19 protein-coding genes, 1 pseudogene and 1 riboswitch are annotated in these 21,526 nt (G+C 59.8%); of the genes and pseudogenes, 10 read left to right on the top strand and 10 right to left on the bottom strand.

What is annotated here, in order from left to right; all coding sequences use genetic code 11:
- From thiS to thiC, 3 genes are read right to left on the bottom strand one after another with little or no spacing between them, the layout of a single operon-like run.
- Nucleotides 1-198, bottom strand: a complete 198-nt coding sequence (thiS, locus tag PDO_RS14445; RefSeq protein WP_007602987.1) for a sulfur carrier protein ThiS — start codon at nt 196-198, stop codon at nt 1-3.
- Complete coding sequence (thiO, locus tag PDO_RS14440; protein ID WP_007602983.1) at nt 195-1,217, bottom strand: glycine oxidase ThiO; 1,023 nt, start codon at nt 1,215-1,217, stop codon at nt 195-197. The genes thiS and thiO overlap by 4 nt, the downstream gene beginning before the upstream one ends.
- A gap of 1 nt (nt 1,218) precedes the next feature.
- Complete coding sequence (gene thiC, locus PDO_RS14435; protein WP_007602981.1) at nt 1,219-3,051, bottom strand: phosphomethylpyrimidine synthase ThiC; 1,833 nt, start codon at nt 3,049-3,051, stop codon at nt 1,219-1,221.
- 93 nt (nt 3,052-3,144) lie between these two features.
- Nucleotides 3,145-3,267, bottom strand: a riboswitch (TPP riboswitch).
- 149 nt (nt 3,268-3,416) lie between these two features.
- On the opposite strand from thiC, the gene PDO_RS14430 reads away from it, so the two are divergent.
- The 10 genes from PDO_RS14430 to PDO_RS14385 all read left to right on the top strand — a co-directional run bounded on the left by PDO_RS14430 (nt 3,417) and on the right by PDO_RS14385 (nt 13,297).
- Nucleotides 3,417-4,565, top strand: coding sequence for an HPP family protein (locus PDO_RS14430; protein WP_007602980.1), 1,149 nt, complete (start codon nt 3,417-3,419; stop codon nt 4,563-4,565).
- A gap of 122 nt (nt 4,566-4,687) precedes the next feature.
- Entirely contained in the window at nt 4,688-5,434 is a 747-nt protein-coding gene (locus tag PDO_RS14425) for a FadR/GntR family transcriptional regulator (protein ID WP_052023459.1), read from the top strand.
- A 36-nt stretch (nt 5,435-5,470) separates the two neighbouring features.
- Entirely contained in the window at nt 5,471-6,445 is a 975-nt protein-coding gene (locus tag PDO_RS14420; RefSeq protein ID WP_007602977.1) for a sialic acid TRAP transporter substrate-binding protein SiaP, read from the top strand.
- A gap of 61 nt (nt 6,446-6,506) precedes the next feature.
- Nucleotides 6,507-7,079: a TRAP transporter small permease gene (locus PDO_RS14415; protein ID WP_007602975.1), complete on the top strand. Its 573-nt coding sequence runs from the start codon at nt 6,507-6,509 to the stop codon at nt 7,077-7,079.
- Between the two features lie 3 nt (nt 7,080-7,082).
- Nucleotides 7,083-8,489 (top strand): TRAP transporter large permease, encoded by a 1,407-nt coding sequence (locus PDO_RS14410; protein WP_007602974.1) that lies wholly within the window; start codon nt 7,083-7,085, stop codon nt 8,487-8,489.
- Nucleotides 8,490-8,502: 13 nt separating this feature from the next.
- Nucleotides 8,503-9,546 (top strand): L-idonate 5-dehydrogenase, encoded by a 1,044-nt coding sequence (locus PDO_RS14405; RefSeq protein ID WP_007602973.1) that lies wholly within the window; start codon nt 8,503-8,505, stop codon nt 9,544-9,546.
- A gap of 11 nt (nt 9,547-9,557) precedes the next feature.
- Nucleotides 9,558-10,754, top strand: coding sequence for a mannonate dehydratase (gene uxuA, locus PDO_RS14400; RefSeq protein WP_007602972.1), 1,197 nt, complete (start codon nt 9,558-9,560; stop codon nt 10,752-10,754).
- Nucleotides 10,755-10,756: 2 nt separating this feature from the next.
- Nucleotides 10,757-12,166: a mannitol dehydrogenase family protein gene (locus PDO_RS14395; protein WP_007602971.1), complete on the top strand. Its 1,410-nt coding sequence runs from the start codon at nt 10,757-10,759 to the stop codon at nt 12,164-12,166.
- A 222-nt stretch (nt 12,167-12,388) separates the two neighbouring features.
- On the top strand, nt 12,389-12,865 hold the full coding sequence (locus PDO_RS14390) for a chemotaxis protein CheW (protein ID WP_007602970.1): 477 nt from the start codon (nt 12,389-12,391) through the stop codon (nt 12,863-12,865).
- 222 nt (nt 12,866-13,087) lie between these two features.
- Nucleotides 13,088-13,297, top strand: a complete 210-nt coding sequence (locus tag PDO_RS14385) for a hypothetical protein (RefSeq protein WP_007602969.1) — start codon at nt 13,088-13,090, stop codon at nt 13,295-13,297.
- Between the two features lie 11 nt (nt 13,298-13,308).
- On the opposite strand, the gene PDO_RS14380 is transcribed toward PDO_RS14385, so the two are convergent.
- The 7 genes and pseudogenes from PDO_RS14380 to PDO_RS28375 all read right to left on the bottom strand — a co-directional run.
- A complete protein-coding gene (locus PDO_RS14380) occupies nt 13,309-14,397 on the bottom strand; it encodes an alginate lyase family protein (protein ID WP_007602968.1) in 1,089 nt (362 codons plus the stop codon).
- A gap of 4 nt (nt 14,398-14,401) precedes the next feature.
- A complete protein-coding gene (locus PDO_RS14375) occupies nt 14,402-17,149 on the bottom strand; it encodes a tetratricopeptide repeat protein (protein ID WP_007602967.1) in 2,748 nt (915 codons plus the stop codon).
- A gap of 27 nt (nt 17,150-17,176) precedes the next feature.
- Nucleotides 17,177-17,812, bottom strand: a complete 636-nt coding sequence (locus PDO_RS14370; RefSeq protein ID WP_007602966.1) for an alginate O-acetyltransferase AlgF — start codon at nt 17,810-17,812, stop codon at nt 17,177-17,179.
- Nucleotides 17,809-19,173: an alginate O-acetyltransferase AlgX-related protein gene (locus PDO_RS14365; RefSeq protein WP_007602963.1), complete on the bottom strand. Its 1,365-nt coding sequence runs from the start codon at nt 19,171-19,173 to the stop codon at nt 17,809-17,811. The genes PDO_RS14370 and PDO_RS14365 overlap by 4 nt, the downstream gene beginning before the upstream one ends.
- The gene (locus tag PDO_RS14360; protein WP_007602961.1) at nt 19,170-19,943 is read right to left on the bottom strand and encodes a hypothetical protein; all 774 of its coding nucleotides are present in this window, start codon (nt 19,941-19,943) and stop codon (nt 19,170-19,172) included. The genes PDO_RS14365 and PDO_RS14360 overlap by 4 nt, the downstream gene beginning before the upstream one ends.
- Nucleotides 19,936-21,084 (bottom strand): alginate O-acetyltransferase, encoded by a 1,149-nt coding sequence (locus PDO_RS14355; RefSeq protein WP_007602959.1) that lies wholly within the window; start codon nt 21,082-21,084, stop codon nt 19,936-19,938. The genes PDO_RS14360 and PDO_RS14355 overlap by 8 nt, the downstream gene beginning before the upstream one ends.
- Nucleotides 21,085-21,097: 13 nt before the next feature.
- A pseudogene (locus tag PDO_RS28375) lies at nt 21,098-21,526 on the bottom strand (MBOAT family O-acyltransferase); the annotation flags it as partial.

The raw sequence follows: 21,526 nt of genomic DNA, 5'->3' as shown, positions 1-21,526 counted from the left end.
TCACCCTCCCTGCATCGGCGAAAGGATCTCGATCCGGTCGCCTTGCTTGAGTTGGTGTCGTGGCCGATCCTCGCGATGGACAAGGTCGCCATTGACCGCGGTTGCCAGCCAGTCGCCTTCGTATTCGAGTGCGATAAGCAGTTCGGCGAGTGTTGTGGCCGGGCAGTCCTCCGGCTCGCCATTGACGATCAGCATCATGCGATTTTCCTTTCCACGCTGGTGTGGCGGCGTTCAAGCCGATCCGCGACCTCTTGTGCCATGGCGGGTGCCAGCAGAAAGCCGTGGCGATGCATGCCGGCAACGGCCAATCCCTCCGGTGTTTCGAAAATGCGAGGGATATTGTCTGGTAAGGCGGGACGGATGCCCGCGCCTGTTTCCGTGACACGCGCCTCGCCGAATGCAGGGTGCACGGCATAAGCCATGTTGAGCAGTTCCATCAGCGATCGGACAGTTATGGGACCGCTGTCTGCGGCCTCGATCATTGTTGCGCCCAACATGAACAGACCGTCGCCGCGTGGCACCACGTAGAGAGGATGGCGCGGATGGAGGAGGCGTATTGGCCGCGACAGGGTGATATCCGGAGTGTGCAGATAGAGCATCTCGCCGCGCACGCCGCGCAGGCCGTCAATGGTGCCGATGGCTGCTGCACCGGTGCAGTCGACAATACAACTGCCGGTGTGGCCGAGGGTGCCGTCGCCGGTACACTCGGGTGGGGGAGGCGCCATAACGTCATCATATGAGAGACGGAATACGGCGCCGTGTTTTTCCAGGGTCTCATGCAGTCTTCGCATCACCCGGCGTGGGTCCAGATGCGCCTCGTCGGCAAAGAACAGGCCCTTTTGGAAACGTCCCGCCAGGGCTGGCTCAAGGGTGGCGATGGCTTCAGCGTCGACCCATTCATAGGCTCGCGTGCGCGCTGCAAAGCGGCTGAGTTCGGCCATGTCTCTCGGCTGGGCAAGCACGAGCGTGCCCTTGTTGACCACCTCTGAGGGCAAGGTCTTTCGCCACCACTTCAGGCCCTGAAGCCCCAGCTGCAAAACTTGTTCCGGCGCGGCCTCCCGCTCGCAATAGGGCGCAAGCATGCCGCCGGCGTAGTGGGACGCGCCTTGTCCGACAGCATCGGCGCGCTCGTGCACTTCGACGGAAAAGCCACGGCTCACCAGTTCATGGGCGGTGACGAGGCCGGCAATGCCGGCCCCTCTTATGACAAGGCTCATGTCACTCTCCCGCCTTTGGCTGTGCCGTATCGTCCAGCGGCATGTAGAGCTGGCCACCCTGTCGAAACTTCTCCGCCATCGCGGCCAGGCCTTCCTTCTGCGCTTCCGCGCGGATGTCATGCGAGATCCGCATCGAGCAGAATTTGGGGCCGCACATCGAGCAGAAATGCGCGACCTTGTGTGCCTCCTTCGGAAGCGTCTCGTCGTGGAAGGCGCGGGCGGTATCGGGATCGAGCGACAGGTTGAACTGATCCTCCCAGCGAAACTCGAAGCGGGCGCGCGACAATGCGTCGTCGCGAACCTGCGCTGCCGGATGGCCCTTGGCGAGATCGGCGGCATGGGCCGCGATCTTGTAGGTGATGACACCGACCTTCACATCGTTGCGGTCCGGCAGGCCGAGATGTTCCTTCGGCGTAACGTAGCAGAGCATGGCCGTGCCGAACCAGCCAATCATGGCGGCACCAATGCCGGACGTGATGTGGTCATAGCCGGGAGCAATATCGGTGGTCAGTGGTCCGAGCGTATAGAAGGGGGCCTCGCCGCAAGTCTTCAACTGCTTGTCCATGTTTTCCTTGATCTTGTGCATCGGCACATGGCCGGGGCCTTCGATCATCACCTGGCAATCCTTGGACCAGGCGATCTGAGTCAGTTCCCCCAGGGTTTCCAGTTCGGCAAACTGGGCGGCGTCATTGGCGTCGGCGATCGAACCGGGACGAAGCCCGTCGCCGAGCGAGAACGACACGTCGTAGGTCCGGCAGATGTCGCAGATTTCGGCGAAATGCTCGTAGAGGAAGCTCTCCTTGTGGTGATGCAGACACCACTTGGCCATGATCGAGCCGCCGCGGCTGACGATGCCGGTGACGCGATTGACGGTGAGCGGAATGTAAGCGAGCCGGACGCCGGCATGGATGGTGAAATAGTCGACGCCCTGTTCGGCCTGTTCGATCAGCGTGTCGCGATAGACCTCCCAGGTCAGGTCCTCGGCAATGCCACCGACCTTTTCCAGCGCCTGGTATAGCGGCACCGTGCCGATCGGCACCGGAGAATTGCGGATGATCCAGTCGCGGATGTTGTGAATGTTGCGGCCGGTAGACAGGTCCATGACGGTGTCGGCGCCCCAGCGGATCGCCCATACCATCTTTTCAACCTCCTCCGCCATCGAGGAGGTGACCGCGGAATTGCCGATATTGGCATTGATCTTGACGAGGAAATTGCGGCCGATGATCATCGGCTCGAGTTCCGGATGGTTGATGTTGGCCGGGATGATCGCGCGGCCTGCGGCAACTTCCTGGCGGACAAATTCCGGCGTGACATAGTCTGGAATGTGGGCGCCAAAACTTTCGCCGTCCCGAACCATTGGCTCGCTGGCCGCCTTGCGGCCAAGGTTTTCGCGGATTGCGATAAATTCCATTTCCGCCGTGATGATCCCGGCCCGGGCGTAGGCGAGCTGTGTGACCGCTTTGCCGTCGGTTGCACGCAAGGGCGGGTGGCGCACGGGAAATTCCGGGGTCAACCTGTCGCCGGAGACGAAGCCGTTGTCTTCCGGCTTGATATGCCGGCCGGCATAGATTTCGACGTCGGAGCGGCCGGTAATCCAGGCGGCGCGGTTGCGGGGAAGGCCTTTGTCAATCGCAATCGTCGTCGCCTGATCGGTATAGGGGCCGGAGCTGTCATAAAGGTTGACGGGCGGCTCGCCCGAGGTCGGATGAAGCGCGATCTGGCGCATCGGCACGCGAATGTCCGGGTGGACTTCGCCTTTCAGATGGATCTTCGTCGAGGCCGGAAGTGGGCCGGTCGTGACTTCGGGTTTGGCAAAATTTTGGGCAATGTTCATCGTGAGGCTCCAAGTTTGATTTGGAGACCCAGTCATGTCAGCCGGAAAGATGGATAGACGCCTGCCGCACGCCCATTCAGATGGACTCGTGGCATTGCAGCGCTCGCACCGTCCCTACGCCAGTATGAACTGGATCAGGTTCAACGGGTCACTGCGCTGCTTTCGAAAAAGCTCAGCAGACTCTCAGCCCCTTGCGGGACCCCCCTGGTGAATGCGCTCAGGTTACGAAGATATAGCTTGCCGCGTCAAGTGCCGATCGGACGTGCGTTTGGAGGGTGCCAGATCAGCCACGCCTTTGGCAGTGACGGTGGAGGCTTGTCTGTGCTAAGCGCGCGACGGTTCCTCTCGTTTGTACCGGGCACGTCATGGCGCAAGAGCATCACTGGTTAATTCGATTGATCCCCGAAGCGGTGACCGTCAGCTACCGGGAGCGGGCGCGGGCGGTTGCCGGCGCATTTATCGGCATCCTGGTGACCGGTCTTATCGGCCATTTTTTCGTCAATGGAAGCCCAGGTCTGCCGGCGCTGATTGCGCCGATGGGGGCATCCGCGGTGCTGTTGTTTGCCATACCATCCAGTCCGCTGGCCCAACCGTGGTCGATCATGGGTGGCAATATTGTCTCTGCACTTCTAGGCGTCACGGTGGCCAAGCTGGTGGCAGATCCTTATCTCGCCGCTGCCTTGGCGGTCGGCCTGGCGATCGCGGCCATGATGGCACTGCGCTGTCTGCATCCGCCGAGCGGCGCCATTGCCCTCACTGCCGTGCTCGGGGGGCCGCTTGTACAGGGCCTGGGTTATGAGTTCGTCGTCTGGCCGGTCGCCGGGAACTCGTTGCTCTTGTTGTTGCTGGCGCTTGCATTCAACAATCTGACCGGCCGCCGCTATCCGCATATGCCGAAGCCGGCGGTGTCCGAACACGGTACGTCCGATCCGCCGCCGGCCGAGCGCATCGGCTTTACTCGCGCCGATCTCGACGCGGTGCTGCGGGACTACGACGAATTTCTCGATATCGATCGGGACGATCTCGAAAATATCATTCGGCGCACGGAACTCCGCTCCTACCAGCGGCGGAGCGGCGATACCGTCTGTGCGCAGGTCATGTCGCGTGACGTTATTGCCATTGCGCCGGATGCCTCCTTGCAGGAGGCTTTGACGCTGTTGCGCCGTCACCACATCAAGGCTTTGCCGGTTACCGACGACAATGCCCGGGTCATCGGCATAGTCACGCAGACGGATCTGCTCGACAAGGCCGAATGGAGCAAGGGGCGGCCGGTCATCGGCTTTCGCCGGCGACTGCGTCTTGCGCTTTCCGGTGCTTCCGCACCAAACGGCACGGTGCGCGATATCATGACCACGCCGGTCCGTACGGTTCTTCCCCAATCTCCGGTTTCGGCGGCGATTGTCACATTCGCCGAGGAAGGTCTGCACTATTTGCCGGTGATCAATGGCGGAAACCGTCTGGTCGGAATCATTTCGCAGACGGATGTCCTGGTGGCCATGCTGGCCGACAAGTAGGCTGTTGCTGACTTGCGCGGAAACTGGACTGGAATGCGATTGACAGCTATCGGGTCGCGGGTGTACGACTGACTAAATTGGTATGACCACTTGGCCACCTGTCCAGAAGGCACATGCAGACCATGATTTTTTCTGCCGTGGAATCGCGCCGCCTGTATCGCCAGGTGGCGGACCAGATGCGAGGCCTGATCGAACGCGGCGAATTGCCGGCGGGATCCAGGCTGCCGGCCGAGCGTGATCTGGCGCAAAAGCTCGGCGTCTCGCGCCCGACCATTCGCGAGGCATTGATCGTGCTGGAAGTCGAAGGTTTCATCGATATCCGCATGGGCTCCGGCATCTATGTGACGGCACGCAAGGTGCCGCCTGCCGATTTGCCGCCGGAAGATTTCGAAGGGCCGTTCGAATTGCTGCGTGCGCGGGCCGTAGTCGAGTGCGCTGTGGCAGAGGAAGCCGCAAGGCTGGCCAAGCCCGAGCATATTCTGGTGCTCGACGACAATCTCGCACAGATGGCGGCAGCGCTGGATGATCGTCGCCTCGCTCTGGCGCTTGATCGCGATTTCCATGTGATCGTGTCGGGTATCATCGCGAATGCCACGCTGAACCGTTTCGTCGGCAGTATTCACGATATGCGTATGACGCCGTATTTCGAAAAGCTCGCCAGCTATTTCGAAAATAGCGATACCTGGCGGGCCGCGATGGAGGAGCATCGTGCCATTCGGGATGCGATTGCAGCCGGTGATCCTGTCGCAGCCCGGGCCGCCATGCGTGCCCATCTTGATCAATCACAGCTTCGCCTGTCGGAAAGTTTCGAGGAGGAAACGACCGACGGTTCGATACCGGCCGCATGGAGGCGTGCCGGCGGCGTCTAGCCGATCCACTGACTTTCAACCTGGGAGGAGAATGAAATGAAGTTCAGACTGAAAATGCTATTGGGCGCGACCGCCGCCGTTCTGGCCACTGCTTTCACCGCACATGCGGAAACCGTGCTGAAGTGGGCGCATGTCTACGAGACGTCGGAACCGTTCCACACCGAATCCGTCTGGGCGGCCGAGGAGATCGGTAAGCGCACCGAAGGACGCTACAAGATCGATGTCTTCCCGGCATCGCAGCTCGGCAAGGAAGCCGACCTCAACCAGGGCCTGAAACTCGGCACGGTCGACATCATCATTTCGGGTTCGAGCTTTGCGGCGCGCGAATATGCACCGATCGGCGTGACCTATTATCCCTATACGTTCCGTGATCCGGCACATCTGATCGCCTATACCAAGAGTGATGTGTTCAAGCGTCTTGCCCAGGGCTACGAAGAGGCGTCCGGCAACCACATTGTCGCCGTTACCTATTACGGAACACGCCACACCACCTCGAACAAGCCGATTGCCAAATGCGCCGACATGGCCGGCCTGAAGATCCGCGTGCCGGACGTGCCTGCCTATCTCGCCATGCCGCGTTCCTGCGGTGCGAACACCACACCAATCGCTTTTGCCGAGGTCTATCTTGCCCTGCAGAACGGCACGGTCGAAGCGCAGGAGAACCCGCTGACCACGATTGAAGCGAAGAAGTTCTACGAAGTTCAGAAGCACATCGTGCTCACCGGCCACATCGTCGATCATCTCAACACGCTGATTTCGAAGAGCCTGTGGGCGCAGCTCTCGGATGCCGACAAGCAGATCTTCACCGAGGTGATGCAGCAGGCGGCCGAACGCAGCACCAATATCATTGCCGAGCGCGAGCAGGCGTTGGTGGCGACGTTCAAGGAACGTGGGATCGATGTTGCTGAAGTCGACAAGACCGACTTCGAAAAGACCGTGATGGAAAAAGCGGCCATGGAAGATTTCGGCTATGTCAAAGCCGACTGGGAGGCGATCCGCGCCGTCAAGTGATCCGTGCGCCGGCTCTTCCAAGGATGAGCCGGCATCTCTTCCTCTTTCGCGGATGTCTGTCATGTCAAAAGAAATCCATACGCCGATTACAGCGGAGGAACTTGCTCATTCCTTCGATGAAGCTGCACCCGATATCGATATCTCGCATTACGCTATCGAAGACTGGGTCACGCTTGCCATTTTCTGGCTCATGGCGGGGTGCGTCTTCCTGCAATTCTTCACCCGCTACGTGCTCAACAATTCCTACGCCTGGACGGAAGAAATTGCGATCAATTGCTTGATCGCCGTGGTCTTTCTCGGGGCAGTGATGTGTGTGCGTGTGTCGCGCCATATCCAGGTGGACGTGCTCTATCACTACGTTCCGGTGAAGGTGGCTCGGGCGCTTGCGATCTTTGTCGATCTCGTGCGGATCGGTTTCTTTGTCTACGCCTGCTGGCTGATGTGGCGCTACGTGTCGATTGTCGCCGACGAGCGCATGGTCACCGTCAACCTGCCGCGCAACATCGTCTTCTACAGCGTGATGGCCGGCTTCGTGCTGATGTTGTTCCGCTCCATCCAGGTATTCATTGCCAATCAGCGGCGCGGCTATTCCGTGCTCGAGCGGCCGGAAGAATTTCAGAAGATCGAGGATTGATCCATGCTTCTGCTCGTTGGTTCCTTTCTTGTCCTGATGGTCGTGGGCGTGCCCGTCTCCATCTCCATGGCTGTCGCCTCCGTCCTCTATCTCGTCTTTTATAATGTCGCGCCCGATATCATTGCCGCGCAGCGGATGATTGCCGGCGTCGAGAGCTTTCCGCTGCTCGCCGTCCCCTTCTTCATCCTCGCCGGAAACCTGATGAATTCCGCAGGCGTCACCGGCCGCATCTACTCCTTCGCGGTCGCGCTTGTCGGCTGGATGAAGGGGGGGCTGGCGCAGGTCAACATTATCGGCTCGGTGATCTTTTCCGGCATGTCGGGGACCGCTCTGGCCGATGCCGCCGGCATTGGCACAATCGAGATCAAGGCGATGAAGGATCACGGCTATCCGGTCGAAGTCGCCGTCGGCGTGACGGCCGCGTCGGCCACCCTTGGCCCGATCTTTCCGCCGTCGCTGCCCTTCGTGATCTACGGCATGATGGCTAATGTCTCCATCGGCGCCTTGTTCATGGCGGGTATCGTACCGGGTGTCGTTATGACGGTGTTGATGATGATCACCGTGGCGATTTTTGCCTATCGGCGGGGATGGGGTGCCGACACGCCTTTCGAAATCAAACGACTGCTTTCGGCATCCGTCGAGGTGATGGTGGTGCTGGCCGTGCCGTTTTCGATCTATGTGCTGATGCTGGCTGGCCAGTCGATGAACGTGGCGGTGGCCGTTGCACTCGTCGTGTTGCTGGCAGCAGACTGGTATTTCGATTTTTCGGCCGTCATGGCGCTGATGACGCCGGTCATCCTGATCGGCGGCATGACCATGGGGTGGTTCACGCCGACGGAGGCGGCGGTCGCGGCGGTTCTGTGGTCACTGTTCCTTGGCTTGGTGCGCTACCGGACAATGACGCTTAAGTCACTGTCGCGTGCGACCTTCGACACGATCGAGACAACCGCATCGGTCCTGTTCATCGTCACGGCGGCATCGATCTTTGCCTGGCTTTTGACGGTCAGTCAGGCCGCACAGATGTTGTCCGGTGCGATGCTGTCGATCACCGACAACAAGTGGGTGTTTCTCATCCTGGTCAACCTGCTGATGCTGTTTGTCGGCTGCTTTCTCGATACGATCGCGGCGATCACCATCCTGGTGCCCATTTTGCTGCCGATCGTGTTGCAGTTCGACATTGATCCGGTGCATTTCGGTTTGATCATGACGCTCAACCTGATGATCGGGCTGTTGCATCCGCCGCTCGGCATGGTGCTCTTCGTGTTGTCGCGCGTTGCCAAGCTTTCCGTCGAGCGGACGACCATGGCGATCCTGCCCTGGCTCGTGCCGCTGTTCATCGCCCTCATCCTGATCACCTTTGTTCCGGCCGTCACGCTCTGGCTGCCAACAGAGCTCGGTCTGATCCGCTGAAGGGAATAGAGTGATGCAAACGCGCCTTGCCCGGCTTTATGGCCAACGTGATCTCAAGGTTGAAACGGCGGATGTTGGCGAGCCGGGCGAGGGAGAAATCCTGATCAAGATGTCGGCGGGCGGCATCTGCGGCTCCGATCTGCATTACTATCAAGATGGTGGTTTCGGTCCGGTGCGGGTTCGCGAACCGATCATTCCCGGCCATGAAGCGTCAGGCTATGTTTCTGCCCTCGGTGCCGGTGTCTCGGGTCTTGCAATCGGCGATCTGGTCGCGATCAATCCCAGCCAGCCCTGCGGCCATTGCCGTTTCTGCCGCGAGGGTACGCCCATTCACTGCCTCAACATGCAGTTCATGGGCAGTGCGATGCGTCTGCCCCATGCGCAGGGCATGTTTCGCGACTGGATGATCGTTCCGTCGCTTCAGTGCTTCCCGGCAGGCTCCCTGGTCACAGCCGGAGAAGCCGCCTGCGCCGAGCCGCTAGCAGTTTGTCTGCATGCGGTGGCGCAGGCTGGCGATCTTTCGGGACGCACCGTCCTGGTCACCGGCGCCGGCCCGATCGGAGCGCTGGTCGTGGCGGCTGCGCGCCATGCCGGTGCTAGCGCGGTGGTGGTTACCGATCTTGCTGATGCCGCGCTCGAAAGAGCCAAGGCGATGGGTGCCACGAGAACAATCAATGTTCGCCACGATCCGGGCGCGCTCGCTCCTTTCGAGGCGGACAAGGGGCAATTCGATGCGGTCTTCGAATGCTCGGCTGCGGAGCCGGCGCTCAGAACCGCAATCGCGACGGTGCGGCCGCGCGGCCTGATCGTGCAGGTCGGCGTGACGGGCGACATCACGCTTCCACTCAATGCACTGGTGGGCAAGGAACTTCGTCTCGTCGGATCGCAGCGTTTCGATGTGGAATTCGGCGAGGCCGTCCGACTGATTGCCGACCGACGGATCGACGTTCGGCCGATCATTTCGCACAGCTTTCCTATCGATCAGGCGGTTGCGGCCTTCGAACAGGCGGGCGACCGTTCGGCTGCCTGCAAGGTGCAGCTCAGTTTTCTTCGCTGAAGGAGTTTTCCATGCGACATACATGGCGTTGGTTCGGTCCGGTAGACCGGGTGAGTGTGCAGGATGCGGCCCAGGCTGGTGCGCTTGGTATCGTCAGCGCTCTGCATCACATTCCGACAGGGGAGGTCTGGCCGGTCGAGGAGATCGCCAAGCGCAAGGCCGAAATTGCGGCGGGCGGGCTGCAATGGGATGTGGTGGAAAGCATCCCGGTCTCCGAGAGTATCAAGACGCAGACGGGGCCGTGGCGCGAGCACATTACCCACTGGCAAGAGAGCCTGCGGCGAGTGTCTGCGGCCGGCATTAAAACCGTCTGCTACAATTTCATGCCGGTGCTGGACTGGACCCGCACCGACCTGCGCTGGACGGCACGACACGGTGCGAAAGCCATGCGCTTCGACCGCATCGATTTCGTTGCTTTCGATATACATCTGCTACAGCGGCCATCGGCGCCAGACGACTATGATCCGGAAACCCGTGAACAGGCCTTGCAGCGCTTTCAAGGGATGGCCGACGAACGCAAGCTCAGCCTTTCCCGCAATGTCGGTGCAGGGCTTCCCGGTTCGGCCGACGGCTACAGCCTGCCGCAGCTTCGCGCGCATCTTGAGACCTATGCCGGCATCGATCGCGACAGGCTGAAGGGACATCTCGTCGACTTTCTCGCGGAGGTCACTCCCGTTGCCGAAGAGGTCGGGATCAATATCTGCGCCCATCCGGACGATCCGCCATGGGCGCTGCTCGGTCTGCCGCGCGTTCTGTCGACTGCCGACGACTACGCCGATATGTTGAAGGCGGTTGACCGTCCCGCCAATGGCATGACCTTCTGCACAGGTTCGCTCGGGGCGCTGGCTGCCAATGACCTGCCGGCCATGGTGCGCCGGTTTGCACCCCGTATCCATTTTGTCCATCTGCGCAATGTCCGGCGCGAGGAGGATCGCACGCCATGCTCGTTTTACGAGGATGAACATCTCGAAGGGGACACCGATATGGTCGCGGTGATTGCCGGACTTGTTGCAGAAGAAAAGCGCCGGAAGGCCGAGGGCCGCCCGGATCACCAGATTCCGATGCGCCCCGACCACGGGCAGGAAATCCTCGATGACCTGACGCGTGGTGCCCAGCCCGGCTATCCGGCAATCGGACGGCTCAAGGGTCTTGCCGAGTTGCGCGGTATCGAACGGGCTTTGTCACATCTTACTTACGGATTGTCCTGATCATGCAGCTGTCTTCATCCTCTCCATTCGCCGGCGGGGTTCTCTCACCGCAATACGATCGCGCCAAACTGAAACCCGGTATCGTTCATATCGGCTTTGGCGCCTTTCATCGCGCGCACCAGGCGGTCTACACGGACACCGCACTTGCAGCATCCTTCGGCGACTGGGGCATTGTTGGCGTGAGCCTGCGCTCGTCTGAGCCGATCCGCGATTTGAAGATGCAGGATCATCTGTTTTCCGTGATTGCACGCGATGCATCGGGGGCCGAGCCGCGCGTAGTCGGGTCGGTCGTTGGCGGTATTTCGGCTGCAAACGATCGCGACGGCCTGCTGGTCCTGCTCGCCGATCCGGCAATCCGCATCGTTTCGCTGACGGTCACGGAAAAGGCCTATGGTTTCGATCCGGCATCGGGAGGACTTGATCGTCGTCATCCCGCCATTGCCGCCGATCTGGTGGCGCCCGGTGCACCCGTTGGTGTGATCGGCTTTCTTGTCGAGGGCCTGTCGCGGCGCAAACGTGCGGGTCTGTCGCCCTTTACAGTATTGTGCTGCGACAACCTGCCAACCAACGGTCGGGTGGTCGAACGGCTGGTGCTGGAAATGGCTGAGGCCCAAGATCCGGCGCTTGCCAGCTGGATCGCGGCGGAAGGTGCGTTTCCTTGCACGATGGTGGACCGTATCGTTCCTGCGGCAACGGATGAAACCCGCCGTCGTGCGGCGGATCTCCTCGGAGTTGAAGACAAGCTGGCGCTGGATACGGAACCCTTCATGCAATGGGTGATCGAGGATCGCTTCGTTTCCGGTCGACCTGAATGGGAAAGTGCGGGCGCTCTGTTCGTCGCCGATGTCGAGCCGTATGAGAAGATGAAACTCCGGATGCTGAACGGCCCGCATTCGATGATTGCCTATCTCGGCCAACTCAAGGGCCTTGAGTATGTCAAGGATGTCATGGCGGTGCCGGACTATGCTGAGCGCGTGCGCCAGCATATGGCAGCAGCAGCACTGACGCTAGATCCTGTGCCGGGCATCGATCTTGATGAATACCGGGAGCAGTTGATCGAGCGGTTTTCCAACCCGACAATTGCTCACCGCACGAAACAGATTGCTATGGACGGAAGCCAGAAGCTGCCGCAGCGTATTTTTGCAGCGGCAGTCGATGACCTGGCAGCGGGGCGTGATGCAGCCGTCTTTGCCGAAGCAACAGCGCTCTGGATTGCCTACGTCATGCAGAACCCGCAGATCGAGGATCCGCGGGCTGCGGAGTTATGCCAAGCTTCTGCGGCCGTGGATTCTGCCGATCCATCCGGCTGCTTCTTGGCTCTACCCGGTTTGTTTCCCCCGCGACTGGCCGCGGATCGCGATTGGCGTGACCTTGTCAATGCTGCGCTAAATCTGGAGTTGCGGGCAGCGTAGAGGTGCCGGATTGCCCTTGGCCGGGTTATTCGGCGCGGGCATTAATGGCTTATCAATGGATTTATCATTTACTAATCCTAATAGACCGATTCGTTTTGCGGCTTCGAACGAACAAGGGCTCTCTGTCACGGACGGCGGAGACGGAGTTGTCTCGAGAGTGCACGATTGAGCTGGCATTTTGGTCGCGGCTGCACGTCGGCAGCACCTTGGGAGGACATGTACATGAATTTGACTTCAAACTCGAATGCCGCCGACTCGCTTGAGATCATTGCATTTCGTCTGCATGATCAGGAGTTCTGCGTGAAGACGACGTCCATTCGCGAGATCCGTGGCTGGGCGCCGGTTACCCCCATTCCACATTCGCCGTATGAAGTGCTTGGTGTCATGAACCTGCGCGGTACCGTGATCCCGATCGTCGACCTTGCGGTCAAGCTCGGCATGCCGGCAGCACAGGCAACCGAGCGGAGTGCCGTTGTCGTGACCGAAGTCAACGGTATGACCGTCGGGCTGCTGGTCGATGGCGTCTCGGATATTCTCACTGTTGCCGGCAGCACCCTGCAACCGCTTCCAGCCGCCACGGGCCCGAGTTCAGCCTTCTCGGACGGCATCATCGCCCATGACAAGAGCATGATCTGCTTCCTCAGCCTTGAGCGCATGTTCGGCGAAGACGACCCCTCCGGTTGGGGCATGGCGGCATAAGCCACCCCCTTAAACTTTCACCTGTTCCAGGTTGACGCGGTGCGCAGAGATTGCGCGCCGCTGTTTGGATTTTGTTTGCCATTTTGGCAAACATGTTGCCACCGGTCCCGCGCCATCCACGAAGAATTGCGACTTTTTTAAGTGTTCAGGGCCATTGTTGGCTTCTGGACGCTAGAAAAACACCCATCTTTGGCGCATGATATTTTCGGAGGAACCGGGAAGGTGACGCAGTCTATTCATACTGATGCCGAAGATCTGATTGGCCGTCTGCAGGAGGCGCTTGCGGGCACGCATGGTCGTGATTTCTCGCTCGATGCCGTGCGTTCCCTCGTCTCCATGGAAGTTGGAGAGTGGAATAGCGACCGTGGTCCGCAACCGATCAAGCAGGTTGCCCCGCTGATCAGCCACAAGATCCGTCTCGTTTCCGAATAAGTCGTTCTCCTTCAGCGAATGGCTGTTATGACGCAGCTTGTTCGCTTGTTTCCATACAACGCTGTGACATTGCCGCCGAGCTTGGAGTTCGACAGCGGCCGGAGGTCGGCGAACTCGGTTTCCATCTTCTTGTCATTGCTCAACGCGACATAGGGTTCGAGCCACCCGAGCGACGATGTGTTGTCCTTCAAGCCAGGCTCGACCGTCTGTTTGACGCCGGTGATTTTCTGAACAATCGTTGGATCCTTGACGGCATTGATCGAGAAGCGTGCCATTGTGGCCAGCTTCGTCAGGTCTGCCCCGCCTTTTCCATAGCCCGCAGAGCAAAGCCGTGCGATCGACGTGACCAGCGGCGACATGGCATGCAGCTGGTAGTGCAGGGCATATTGCTGCCGGTTCATCTCAAGAGGCAGGCTGCCATCAGGAGAGGCATCGGTAATCATCGTCCGGTTGCTGAGAATGGCCCAGTCGGTCAGCGGTTTGTCCTCATTGAGGATGCCGACCTCTCCAACCGCAAGGCTCGCCCAGGCGCGCAGGTTGTTGCGGGCCGCCCCCTTCGTTGCATCATTGTCGAAGAAGTGGACCGTTGCGCGAGCCCGTTCCAGCAGCCATTTCTCGATGACGCGCTGCCTGTCGGCCACACCGCTCACCTGGTTACGGCTTTCTGCATAGGCGATGGCGATGCCGCCGACACGCGAAGGAACGGAGAGTTTGGCATTGTCCGTCTGCATGTCGCTGAGTGCATTGGCCGAGGCCCATTGGTACACGGCATTTATGACGCAGCGCTGGTAGTCGGCACGGCTGGTTGCGTCGGTTTCCTTGCCGGCCTTGGTCACCTGCTTGGCCAGGTTCTGGATAAATAGATCGATCGGCTTCAAGGCCTTGGTCACGGCCGCGTCGGAATCATCGTCCAGATCGGATCGGGTTTTGGAGTCCGCTTCATAGCGACTGCCGAAGCCGAGGCTGATCACGGGGGCGGGAATCGAGAAGCAGGTCTCCTCTGCAGCATTCGCAATGGATGCCGTGCCACCCAGCGCTGCCAGGGCGAGCAGTGATACGGCGGTAACGCCGCATTTCCGTGAAGTGGTGAAATCGGTCAAAGGCTCAGCCCTCCGTTCCAGCTTTGGTCAGCATCAAGACATGGGCGGCTTCGGGATAGCCAGCCTCGGCCGACTTCGCCATCCAGTATTGAGCGGCATCAAGCGCGGGCTTGGTTCCTGTGCCGAATGCATAAGATTGCGACAGCAGATACATGGCTTCGGCATCGCCCGCTTCTGCCGCCTTCTTCAGCCAGGCAAATGCATCGATAATTGCCCGACTTTCCTTCGGATCATTGCGCAGGAGCTTGCCCAGTTCGCGCATGGCCACCGGCTGGCCGGTGTCGGCAGAACGCTGATAAAGATCCCTGACATTGATCCTGAGGCTTACTTGACGCCTGATTTCAGGCTTCATGTTGGCCAGCATGAGGAGTTTTTCGGGCATGCTGTTGAGGTCGGAGCGCTGAACGAGATCAACGAAGATGTCACTTGCCGCCTTCGGATCGTAAGCGTCACCGGCATTGTTGGCATAGTATTTCACCAGACGGTAGAAGGCAGCCGGTTCGCCGCCGCTGCGTGCCTCGGCGTAAAGGTCGAGCGCTGTCTTGTTGGTGTCCGGTGTGTCGAGTTCCATGTACATGTCGGCGATCTTGACCTTGCGCCAGGCGTCGTCGGTCGCGATATGGGATGCGATTGCCAACCAGCGCTTGGCATCTTCGCGGTTGTGGCGCATGGCGAATTCGGCGAGTGACATCGAGTCATCGTAGTCGCAGCGTTGCGAGCCGATGGCACGCTGATAGAAGAGCTCACGCGTCGCGTTGTCTTCGGCATTCTCGGCAAGCAGCAACTGGGCGGCCATGTCGCCCTTCTGTTTCATCACGTCGCCGTAGTAGCTGACGGTTGAGGAAAGTGGGTTGAGGCCTTCGCCATCCAGTTCCTCCAGAAGCCGAACGGCACGGCCGTAACCGCCAGCCGCCAATGGCTTCAGTATCTCCTTGGCAAGTTGCACACTGTCGCGGTCGCTGGCGTAGTTTTCGATAAGGAAGCGTGCAAAGCTCAGACCGGCATCGACGCTCATCGCTTCGCTGGTCAGCCGTATACTCTGCTTGGCTTCTGTCATCCGACCTTTCTCGACGTTCTGTTTGAAATCAAGCAGGACGGCTTCAACTGTTGCGCCACGACGGACCTCGGCTCGCTGTTCCCAGAATTTCAGCACCTGATCTGAGTAACCGGCGCTTTTCAGATAGCGCTGATACAGGGCAAGCGCGCTGGCGCGGCCGTAAAGCGCCTGGGTTTGGATCGCCGCGATCACCAGCGGATCCTTAAGCTGCGGAAGCTGGTCTATCTGATCGGCTTTGAGATTGAGGGTCTTGTTGCCCGCGCCGGCTTCAATATCCGACCAGTAGGCAGCGGCCTGCAGATCGGGACCCTTGGGATCGATGCAGAGGTAGATGCGTTGGAGTTTGGCAATGGCATTGATTTCGCCATTGCCTTGGATTGCCTGGCTGAGAAGATCGGTCGAGCGGGCAAGGGTGGCGGCATTCGGGCTTTCGCGCACGAGAAGCTCGGCGAGATCAATGCCGCCTTCGATGTCGCCGCGCTTTACCGCTTCTTCCAGCAAGGGTTTGGCCTTTTCTGCCGATTGCCAGAGGCCCTCCCGGTTCTGGACCAGACGTGCAAGACGAGTGAACGCCCAGGGTGGCGGGTCGGCTCGTTCAATGAGCTGGCGGAGCGTGGTCTCGTAAGCCGCTGCGTCTGCCGGAGAGGTATCCTTTGTCTGCTCGTAGAGCTGGGCTTGCTTCACCAGTCCCGCCTGGTTCCCGGATTTTTCCGCGATGGTATAGTAGTAGAGTGCTTTTTCACGATCCCGTTCGACGATAGCACCTTCTGCATAGAGGCGGCCGAGTTCCAGAATCGCGGCCATGTTGCCGCCGTCTGCTGCCATCGTCAGATATTTGACCAGGACATCGTTGTCCTTGACGATTTTTTCGCTGAGAAGGTTGTACTCGGCAACTTCCCAGGCGGCGGACGTATCGCCGAGGTCGGCGGCAAACCTGTACCAGGCAAGGCTGACATTCGGATCGTTCGTAACGATCTCGCCACCATCATATTCGCGTGCGACGCGGCCGATACGGTCGCAAATGCCTTCGTCGAGAACGCCGACCAGCGAACCGAAGGCCATGTTGACCGCCAGTTCCGGTTCGATTTCCCATTTGGCGATCTTTTCGCCGTTCTTGCTCATGCGGGCGAGGTCAAGGATGGCGTCCGCATTTCCGCCATAGGCAGCCTGGACCTTGAGTTCGAGGCCGCTGGTCCGATCGGTTTCGATGCCTTTGCCGTCGATCAGGTAGTCGGCAAGGGTGTTCAGCGATCCGGCAGGATGCTCCTTGTTTTCCAGAAGCTTCTTGACCAGCCCTTGGCCACGGACTTTTTCACCTTCGCCCATGGCCAGCATCAGCTTGACCGTGTCGAACAACGCATCCTTCTCGCTGTAATCCGGCTTGATGCTCGGCAAAAGCTGCTGCATGCGGGTGAGGATCGGCTCGAAACGCCCTGCATCGATATCGCGCAAACGGTTCATGTCGCGGGTGATTGAGTAGGTTTCACGCTTGGGCAGCGATTTGCGGTCCCATGCCGTCCAGTCGGCAATCATGTCTTCGTCGCGGATGCGCGGCGTGCAGACTGCCGATTTAGGGACGTCGATGTCCGGCGGCAAAAACCGGACATCGATCGGCTCGCTTCTTCCCGGAGTTCCGGTGGCAACCGTCATCACACCTGCCATGAGCAGCGATTTAACCAGTTTTCCAATCGTCATGATAAACCTCCGGACCTATTTCAGGAATTAACGCGCAATGGTGCTGGGAACCGCGACCGCGGTGACATCGTCGCCCGTGCCGGTCACCACAATGGTGACACCGGCAAGCCGCTTGAATTCGACCGCGTCGATCTTGGCGATTTCCTTTTCGCCATCGCGGACCACAAGATCGACTTTCAGCGGGGCTCGAAGGGCAACTGACTTCGATGCGCCACTGTCGACATCCGAGACAGCGTCGGATCCGGCCTGTGGAACGAAGAGATCGAGTGCCGCTTTTTCCGTCAGATTGTAGAGGGTCAACGTCGCCTTGGAAGGATTTTTCGTCATGTCGTCTTCGACCGTGACCACACCATCCTGAGTGATGACGGCCGAATAGAATTTTCCGGCTGCCGCTTCGACACTTGCCTGGCGGAAGCTGGATGATACCGAGATGTCGCCGGGTGCCACCGCCACATAAGGTGAGACGCCGTCGTTCAGCTGGCTGAACGAACTGTTCTTGACCGAGGCAATCGATGAGCCGGGTGCGATGACCCTGACAAAGGCCGAATTCGGGTCGATCGGCTTTTCATACAGACCACCATCGTCGGCCAGGGAAGGCAGAGCGAAAGCGAGGGTTGCGGCCATCGATACCAAAGCGAGGTTGAAGTGGGTTTTCGTCATCATGACTCTTCTCCGAGTTTCGTCTTGCAGACAGAGAGGGAGGTGTCTTCGCCGACAGGAGCATCGAACGAGACGGCGACCTTGCTGAACGATCCCGCAGGAAAGCCGCCCAGCGAGAAGTAGTAGCGACCAGTCGTGCGCAGACGGTCGCCGCGATCCATGGCACGGGTGCGTATCTGGCCATCCGCGCCTGTGAATTTGAAGGTAACGCTGCGGCTGCTGTCGGAGCCGATGTCGGCCAACAGGACATCGTTGCCGCTCAAATTGACTTGTGTGAGATCCGCTTCAACGGTTTTTCCGTCGACGGAAGCTGTCGTCAGCGGCGGGCTGCATTCGCCCAGTGACGCGGCGATGATTTCCTTCCAGGGTGCTGCACCAAACTGACCGAGATTGTTGTAGATGGGGTTCTCCCAGATCAGGAAGCGTGGACGTTGCTCCTGGAACTCTCGCGACGTGATGTAGGACAGGATCGAGCCGAACTGGTTTCCGCCCGAGATCGAATAGTTGTCGATGGGAATTTGGGCCCAGTGTTCGAGGTAGCCGGAAAAGTTGCTGATCGGCTTGTCGGAGTAACTGGTTCCGATCAGTGCAACTGTGGCTTCGTCACCTCCACCAAAAATGTCTACCGAGGCGCCGTCGGTGGCGGCTTCTTCGTTGCGCACCGCGCGGTAGGCATGAGCGGTGACAGTCGGGACATTCGAAGTGCAGTGCTTCTGCAGAAGCTCGCGCATGCTCGAATACTCGGGGTCCGGCTTGACCTCTTCCATGTTGAACGGCACCGGCGTCACATCGGCATAGGCAGGCAATTGCTTCATGCGTTCGGCGATCGCTTTCGCGGCAACGCTTGCACCATGGGCCGTCCAGTGGAAGTCCGACTGGAAGAACGAGTGTTCGCCGAAGCCGTTGATGTTGTCCTCGCGCATGGGTGACGCGATATCGACCGCCGCAACATCTCTGTCACTCAGGCGGCGAATGACATCGCTGTAGATCTGCATTGCGATATCGGCGTCAAAGCCATAGAGCGAAGCCCGTGCCGGGACGAGTTCCGGAAGGACCTGGGATTTCGTCGGCAGCGGCACATAGATCAGTGTCGTCCCCTTCTGTTCCAGCGCCTTGGACATGGCCGCGAGATTGTCGGCGGTCTGGTCGGTGAAAGCATGTTGAAGGCGAAGATCCGCCAGAATACGGAAGAACATGCCGTCCTTGCCTTCGATCATCTGCAGTTCCGAAATTTCCTCCAGATTGCGGCAACCGTAGGAGGATGACGGATCCGCATCGGCCTGCGCCCATGCCGCCGAGCTACTGCAAAGAGTGACTGCGGCGAGCACGCCAGCCAGATAGCCGTATCTACGTGTGGTGGTCATGGTTGTACCTCCGCGTGTTCTTCCGAGGGTGGGTTCTTCAGCATCGCCATTATGTTGCCGGCGGCAGCCTTGACGCCGATGCTGCCGGTCTGCTGCGCAATGACAAGATAGCGGCTTGCCTGAGCGGTCTGTTCGGGAGTACGGCCCTGCCCGGAAAGCAGCATGACCGCCAGCTTGAACGCTGTATCGCCGTTCTTCTTGCTGGTGCCGGAGGCGAGCAGTGTTTCAAGCTCGCCGCGCCTGTCACCGAAGGGGCGACCTTCGCTGTAGAAACGTATCAGGCCATCCACGGCCTTCTCGTTGCCCTTCTTGGCCTGGGCTCGCAACGCGATTTCCGCGCTTTTCAGATGCGCTGGCCGGAACTCTGCCTGCGTATCTGTCAACAGATCCAGCATGTGTCGCACCGCATGGCCGCGCCCTTCGGAGACGGCGATGGTGAAATAATGCAGGGCATCTGTCGTGAATTTGGGATCACCATCCTTGACGATCCTCTCGGCAAGCCGGAACGCCCCGATGCCGTCACCGGCATCGGCGAGAGCCTGCAGTTGCCGGTAGCTGACGCGCTTGCCGGCGAGCAGATCCTTGCGGACCGCCTGCAATTCCAGGGGCAGCTTTGCAGCCGGTCCCGTTGGTGCGGGTCTGGGGGGCGGTGCTGGCTCCTCCGCCTTCGGGCGAGGGAAGAACGGCTTGACGCGAGCCGCACTCGGTTGGGCGGCGAGCGTACCGACACAGACAGCGAGAATGGCGAGCGGATACAAACGCTTAGACATTGCCTTCTCCAACCGGGCCGTGATGGCCGCCGTTGCCGGCATTCGTCTTGCGCGTCCACAGTGTGTCAGTGCCGAGGTAGCGGACGGGAAATTCCCAGACGATGACGCTTGGTGGCGTATCTGCCAGCACCTGGCCTTCGAGCAGGTCCATCATAGGGACGCCGGGGCCGAGACCTTCCTTGGCGACATTGACCACATCGGAGGACAGCGTCTGGCGCAGGAAATCGGTGAAGGACCAGTTTTCATTGGCGCTGTAGCTGGTGCCGACCAGCATGACCGGAACGGATGCATCATTGCCGAAAATGTCACCGCTGCCTTCGGCCTCGGCAACCGAGGTCCGATAGATCGGAACACTTTCCGGCTTCAGGCCGACGCGCGGTGCGTAGTCGGGAGAGGTGATGTATTTGGTCAGGTCACCCCAGACATCGACCGGTGTTTGCCAGGAGGCGGTAACCTGCTCGGATGCGAGCAGGATGCCACTTTGCTGGAACGTCTTCTGCACGGCTTCCGCCGTCACCCTGGCCCCGGCAGGGGTCCAGTGGGTGTCGGATTTCAGGAACACATCGTCATGCGGCTTGGCTGCGAGCATGGCGGTGCGCGTATCGACAACCGTCATGCCGGCCTGCTTGAGAGCGGTCGAGAAATCGCCGTAGGCTGTCATCATTGCGTCGTTGCGCATCATGTCCGGCAGGTGCTCGGTGTAGATGTCGGACTTGGCCGGCAGCGGCACCATGACCAGTTCGATACCCGCGTCGGCCAGTTTCTTGCGGACCTCGCCAATCTGGCTGACCGCAGACTCGATTTCCGTCGGTTTGACGCGCTTGAATTCCTCGCCGGTGAAAAACCAGCCGTCGTCACCAACGATCACACCTTTACGACCGGAGCCGAGCAGGGCATAGCGGGCGTTGCCGATGACGCCGACAGCGGCATCGCGGTGCGGCAGTTCACTCTTGTAGAGCGCGTCCAGATCGCGAGTGGCTTCACCGTCGATGACGTAGGAGAGCGACAGGTCGTTGACCTGGGCTGCTTCCGCTTCGCTGCCGGCGGCAGCAAAGATCATGGTCGAGTTGGCATAGATTGCGTAACCGAAGAAGACCGTCGGAAGAAGCAGTGTCGCTGTGTGCTGGCGAATGCTGGCCATGTCTTATCTCCTGTCAGAACTGAAAGTAGAGGAAGGGTGAAACCGACTGTTCCGACAGGCGCGCCACGGTCACGACCAGCAGCAGGCTCATGGCAATCGGATAGGCGAGCGAGGGAATGGCAACGGCTGTTCCATTCGGAGAAACCGAGAAGCCATGCGCCTCGATCCCGTTCTCCGCATCGGTCAGCTTCTTGAAATACGGCTCGGCAAAGACCGCGAAGATGGCGAGAACCAGGAAGAGCAGGTTTTCGCGGGTGACATTGGCGAGGAACTCGATGCTCGGGGTGATGCCGTTGAGGCCGATCATGCCGCCATAGACGGTGAAGGCGTCTCCAACATTGGCAGCCCGGAACATGACCCAGCCGATCAGGACGAGAACCAGGGTAACCGGAAGGGCGATGGCGCGGCTCGGGACGTTCCTGGCCCAACCGGTGTAGCGTTC

Origin of the sequence: Rhizobium sp. PDO1-076 (genome assembly GCF_000247475.1) — a bacterium.
In the GTDB taxonomy this organism is placed as follows: domain Bacteria; phylum Pseudomonadota; class Alphaproteobacteria; order Rhizobiales; family Rhizobiaceae; genus Allorhizobium.
The sequence above is the reverse complement of the archived record's forward strand: the minus strand, read 5'-3'. Positions and strand labels throughout refer to the sequence as shown.